Source organism: Streptomyces lydicus, from assembly GCF_000717345.1.
GTDB lineage: Bacteria > Actinomycetota > Actinomycetes > Streptomycetales > Streptomycetaceae > Streptomyces > Streptomyces lydicus.
Genome location: NZ_JNZA01000079.1, coordinates 1 through 4977 on the forward strand (window position 1 = coordinate 1; position 4977 = coordinate 4977).

Sequence of the window (4977 nt, forward strand, 5' to 3'; positions counted from 1 at the left end):
GAACCCCGCCGCCCGCGCGGCCGCCGGCCGCTCCAGCAACGGAAGCTCGGTGAACAGGATCGACAGATTGACGTTGAAGCGCGTGTCCGAGAAACCCATAAGGGCCGGCGCTCCTTCCGGATAGCGGATTTCTATTTCTGTTCTACGAGATGGTGGCGAGGCCGGGCGCCCGGGTCAAGACGCCCGGCTCACCATCCGGACCGACCGGATCCGGTGTCAGGACTCAACCGGATCCGACGTCAGGACTTGAGGGGCTTGATCGCGGTGGGCGTGTGGCCCGGCTCGGTCGCGATCTCCTCCCACTCGTTGACGCTGGCGATGTCGCTGCCGCTCATCGAGATGTTGGTGATCCGCTCCAGGATCGCCTCGACGACGACCGGCACCCGGTGCTCGGCGGCCAGCTTCTTGGCCTCCTCGAAGGCGGCACCCAGCTCGTTCGGGTCGGTGACCCGGATGGCCTTGCAGCCCAGGCCCTCGGCGACCTTGACGTGGTCCACGCCGTAGACGCCGAGCTCCGGCGAGTTGATGTTCTCGAACTCCAGGTTGACCTGGAAGTTGATGTCGAGGTTGCGCTGCGCCTGCCGGATGAGGCCCAGGTACGCGTTGTTCACCAGGACGTGGACGTAGGGGATCTTGTGCTGGGCCCCGACGGCCAGTTCCTCGATCATGAACTGGAAGTCGTAGTCGCCGGAGAGGGCGACGACCGGCGTCTCCGGGTCGGCGGTGGCGACACCCAGCGCGGCCGGGATGGTCCAGCCGAGCGGGCCGGCCTGGCCGCAGTTGATCCAGTGGCGCGGCTTGTAGACGTGCAGCATCTGCGCGCCGGCGATCTGGGAGAGGCCGATGGTGGTGACGTAGCGGGTCTCCGGCCCGAACGCCTTGTTCATCTCCTCGTAGACGCGCTGCGGCTTCATCGGGATGTTGTCGAAGTGCGTACGGCGCTGCAGCTGCGCCTTGCGCTCCTGGGTGGAGGCGGCCCAGCCGGACCGGTCGGGCAGCTTGCCCGCGGCCTTGAGCTCGCGCGCGACCTCGATGAACAGCTCCAGCGCGGCCTTGGCGTCGGAGGCGATACCGAAGTCCGGGGCGAAGATCTTGCCGAGCTGGGTCGGCTCGATGTCGACGTGGACGAACTTGCGGCCCTGGGTGTAGACGTCCAGCTTGCCGGTGTGGCGGTTGGCCCAGCGGTTGCCGATGCCCAGGACGAAGTCGGACTCCAGGAAGTTCGCGTTGCCGTAACGGTGCGAGGTCTGCAGACCGACCATGCCGGCGTTCAACTCGTGGTCGTCGGCGATGGTGCCCCAGCCCATCAGCGTCGGGATGACCGGAGTGCCGGTGAGCTCGGCGAACTCCACCAGCAGGTCGGAGGCGTCGGCGTTGATGATGCCGCCACCGGCGACGATCAGCGGGCGCTCGGACGCGTTGAGCAGCGCGATCGCCTTCTCGATCTGGGCGCGCGTCGCGGTCGGCTTGAAGGCCGGCAGCGGCTCGTACGTCTCCGGGTCGAAGTCGATCTCGGTCAGCTGGACGTCGATCGGCAGGTCGATCAGGACCGGCCCCGGGCGCCCGGAGCGCATCAGGTGGAAAGCCTGCTGGAAGACGCCGGGGACCTGCGCGGCCTCCATCACGGTCGTCGCGGCCTTGGTGACCGGCTTGGCGATCGAGGCGATGTCGACGGCCTGGAAGTCCTCCTTCTGGATCACCGCGGTGGGTGCCTGGCCGGTGATGCACAGGATCGGGATCGAGTCACCGATCGCGGAGTAGAGGCCGGTGATCATGTCCGTGCCGGCCGGGCCGGAGGTGCCGATGCAGACGCCGATGTTGCCCGGGTGGGTCCGGGTATAGCCCTCGGCCATGTGCGACGCGCCCTCGACGTGCCGGGCCAGCGTGTGGTCGATCCCGCCGGCGCCCTTGAGCGCTGCGTAGAAGGGGTTGATGGCGGCGCCGGGCACTCCGAAGGCGTTGGTCACGCCTTCACGCTTGAGGATCTCCACCGCGGCACGGGCGGCTGTCATTCGAGGCATCGAGTACTCCTGCGTCGACCTGTCACGGGCAAGCTCCAGCGGAGGGCCGGAGGCTCCAAATTCCGCATCATGGAACTAATGTTTTGCTTTATGGAAGAAAGTTAGAGCGCGCCGATCCGGCCGTCAAGGGGATGCAGGACGCACGGGAGCGGAATCCCCACGGCAGGAGCCCGCCGGCACGACGGCGAGGGCGCCGCACGGACGCGCGGCCGGGCCCGCCTCACCTCTCCGCGCAGGCGCGTACGGGCACACGAAAAAGCCGCGCACCGGGCGACCTGCCCGATGCGCGGCTCAGCGGCCGTCCGCGGCGACTCAGGGGCGCCGCAGCTCCCCGAAACCGTCGACGAAACGGGTGAACAGCCGCGCAAAGACGGCGAGTTCATCCTCCGACCATTCCGCCGTCACCCGTTGTACCGCGGCCCGGCGGAACCCGTGCGCCTGTTCCAGCACCGCACGCCCCTCGGACGTGACGGCCAGCGGCGCACGCCGCCCGTCCGTCCGGTGAGCCCGGCGCTCCACCCACCCGGCCGCCACCGCTGACGCCACCAGACGGCTCGCCCGCGGCTGGTCGACCCGCAGCGCCTCGGCGACCCCCCGGACCCCGACCGGCTCCCCCGCCCCCTCGGCCGCCTCCACGACATCCAGCACATCGAACTCCGCACCCCCGGCCGGTGCCCCCTCAACCCCGGCGAGGCGAGCCAGGGTGCGCCTGCCGATGCTGCGACGCATCGCGACCATGGCCCGCTCGATGGCCGCCACCTCCGTACCCGCGCCACCCTTCCCCACGCCCGGCCTCCCCTGCATAATCATTGACCAACAACAACTACTTGCATTTTTACATCTACCACCCCCTCCCGGTGGCACCGACACCCCACCCACAGCCCCCGCTCCACTCATCGCCCACCCCGAGGAGACCCACCGCCATGACCAGCCACCCCTCTCAGCTCAAGCCCATCGGCTTCTACCTCAAGCACCTCGACGCCTTGATCAACCGCGAGTTCCACGAGGCACTGTCCGACCGCGACCTCACCCGCCGCCACTGGCAGGTCCTGCACAACCTCGCCACCTACGGCCCGCACGACGCCGCCACCCTCACCGACAAGCTGCGCCCCTTCTGGGGCGAAGGTGCCGTCACTCTCGAAGCGGTCACCACCGATCTCGAAGCCCGCGGCTGGATCGCCTGCGACGCACCCTCGGGGACCTTCACCGCCACCACCGAGGGCAACCGGGCCCACACCGAGGTGGAAGCGCTCGTCCGCGCCACCCGCGGACGTTTGATGGCCGGGCTCACGGACGACGAGTACCTCGGCACCGTCACCGTTCTGGCCCGCATGTGCGACAACCTGGAGGCGAGCTCCACGGCACACTGAACCGCCACCCGACGGTACCGGCCACCAACAGGCCGGTGCCCCATCGCAGTTGTCTTGCGACGGGGCACCGTGGACGACCGAGCCAGGGCTCCGGCCTAGAAGTTGCCGTTGGAGAGGATCTCCCCCTTGGCGTCATAGATGGTGACCAGGCCGTTCTTGGAGTCCTTCCAGTCGGCGAAGGCGCTGGCGATGAGCTTGCCCTCACTCTGGTGCGGACCCATCAATCCACCGGTGAAGTCGGTGTAGACGTCCGCGGAGTCGAGGATGTCGTTCTGCTCATCGGCACCCTGGACCTTCGTGACGTGCCTGATGGCCGACTTCTCGGCCGCCGTCCCGCTCTTCTTGACGAACGCCTTGAAACGGTCGGCCTGCGACGCGGGCGCCTTCGGCTTCTCCTTGGCCGGCTTGGCGTCCTCCTTCGCCTGCCGCTCCTGCTTGGGCGCCGCGGCGACCTTGTCCGGCTTGCCGGCGTCCGAGGCGGCACCGCCCCCGCCGATCGCCGCACCGATGACGGCGAGGACGACGATCACGCCGACGGCGCCACCGCACCCGATGCCGACCTTCGCTCCCGCACTCATCTTCTTCGGCGGCGGCGCGTACATACCGGGCGGCGGCGGCTGCTGTCCGGGCTGGGCCGGATTCTGCTGATACGTCATGGTCCCCCCAAGGTTGTCTGGGAGGGGAGAGTATCGGGTTGTTGAACATCGAAATAGATGGAGTGAAGAAGTTGTGACCTTCCAGTGACTGATCCGTGCACACCAGCAAGTCGTCGCAGGTCACGGGCGAGATCTCGCCCGCCCCGCATGACGTTGCTTGATCGGGCCCGGTGTGACGCCGTCCCTCCGTTTCAAAACCTGGTGTGCACAGCGCGTGAAGGGTGGGGCGTTTGATCCACCACGCCCCACGCGGCCGGGCAACCTGGCGCATGGCGGGGGTCATTCAAGGGGCTCCCGCGGCAGTGCGCCACGCATTGCGACCCACCACTAGAGAAGAAGGACGCTCATCACCATGAGCAACACCTCCCGCATTGAGACCCGCGAGATAGCCGACGCCGACCTCGACAACGTCGCGGGCGGTCTCTCCGTCAGTGGCTCCGTGGAGGGCCTGACCGCCACGTTCGCCCCGGGCCCCAATGGCGTGCCGGTCCTGACCGGCGGCTCCGTGAAGTCCCTCAGCCTCACCGTCTCGGACATCCCCCTGGGCCCGATCTCCGGCTGACTTTCACGATCCTTCCCTACGTCGGCCTGCAAGACGTGGTTGCGGTCTTGCAGGCCGACGTTGTCGTCTCCGGCGCGGCACCCAATCCCGGCCACCGGCACGGGTAGTTGGGCGGCAGGACCGGATCACTCTGCCACGACGGACGCCCTCAGGGCCCGGCCGGCGCATCGCCCGTCCCAGCGGCCCGCGCTGAGCGTTACCTGTGGAGTAATCGACGGTGTGCGGCCCGTTGGACGAGAGTCGGCACAGCGACACCGCACCGTCCAGGAAGGGACCCGCACATGCCGTACTTCGAAGGCTCCGACAAAACAAGCCTGTTCTACACCGACTGGGGCCAGGGCAAGCCGGTGGTGTTCGTGGCCGGCGCC

Annotated in this window: 5 protein-coding genes and 1 pseudogene; 2 read left to right on the plus strand and 4 right to left on the minus strand. The window is 68.3% G+C overall.

Annotated elements, in window-relative coordinates; genetic code table 11:
• The 3 genes and pseudogenes from OO62_RS39365 to OO62_RS35935 all read right to left on the minus strand — a co-directional run.
• Positions 1 to 99 (minus strand): annotated as a pseudogene (locus OO62_RS39365) (hydroxypyruvate isomerase); the annotation flags it as partial.
• A gap of 140 nt (positions 100 to 239) precedes the next feature.
• Positions 240 to 2021, minus strand: a complete 1782-nt coding sequence (gene gcl / locus OO62_RS35930; protein ID WP_106974955.1) for a glyoxylate carboligase — start codon at positions 2019 to 2021, stop codon at positions 240 to 242.
• 312 nt (positions 2022 to 2333) lie between these two features.
• Positions 2334 to 2807, minus strand: a complete 474-nt coding sequence (locus tag OO62_RS35935; RefSeq protein WP_228332610.1) for a MarR family winged helix-turn-helix transcriptional regulator — start codon at positions 2805 to 2807, stop codon at positions 2334 to 2336.
• 137 nt (positions 2808 to 2944) lie between these two features.
• On the opposite strand from OO62_RS35935, the gene OO62_RS35940 reads away from it, so the two are divergent.
• Entirely contained in the window at positions 2945 to 3391 is a 447-nt protein-coding gene (locus OO62_RS35940) for a MarR family winged helix-turn-helix transcriptional regulator (RefSeq protein ID WP_033271938.1), read from the plus strand.
• Positions 3392 to 3486: 95 nt separating this feature from the next.
• Here the strand turns inward: OO62_RS35940 and OO62_RS35945 are convergent, their stop codons facing one another.
• Entirely contained in the window at positions 3487 to 4047 is a 561-nt protein-coding gene (locus OO62_RS35945) for a hypothetical protein (RefSeq protein ID WP_228332609.1), read from the minus strand.
• Positions 4048 to 4399: 352 nt separating this feature from the next.
• On the opposite strand from OO62_RS35945, the gene OO62_RS35950 reads away from it, so the two are divergent.
• Positions 4400 to 4609, plus strand: coding sequence for a hypothetical protein (locus tag OO62_RS35950; protein ID WP_033271939.1), 210 nt, complete (start codon positions 4400 to 4402; stop codon positions 4607 to 4609).
• Positions 4610 to 4977 lie beyond the last annotated feature (368 nt).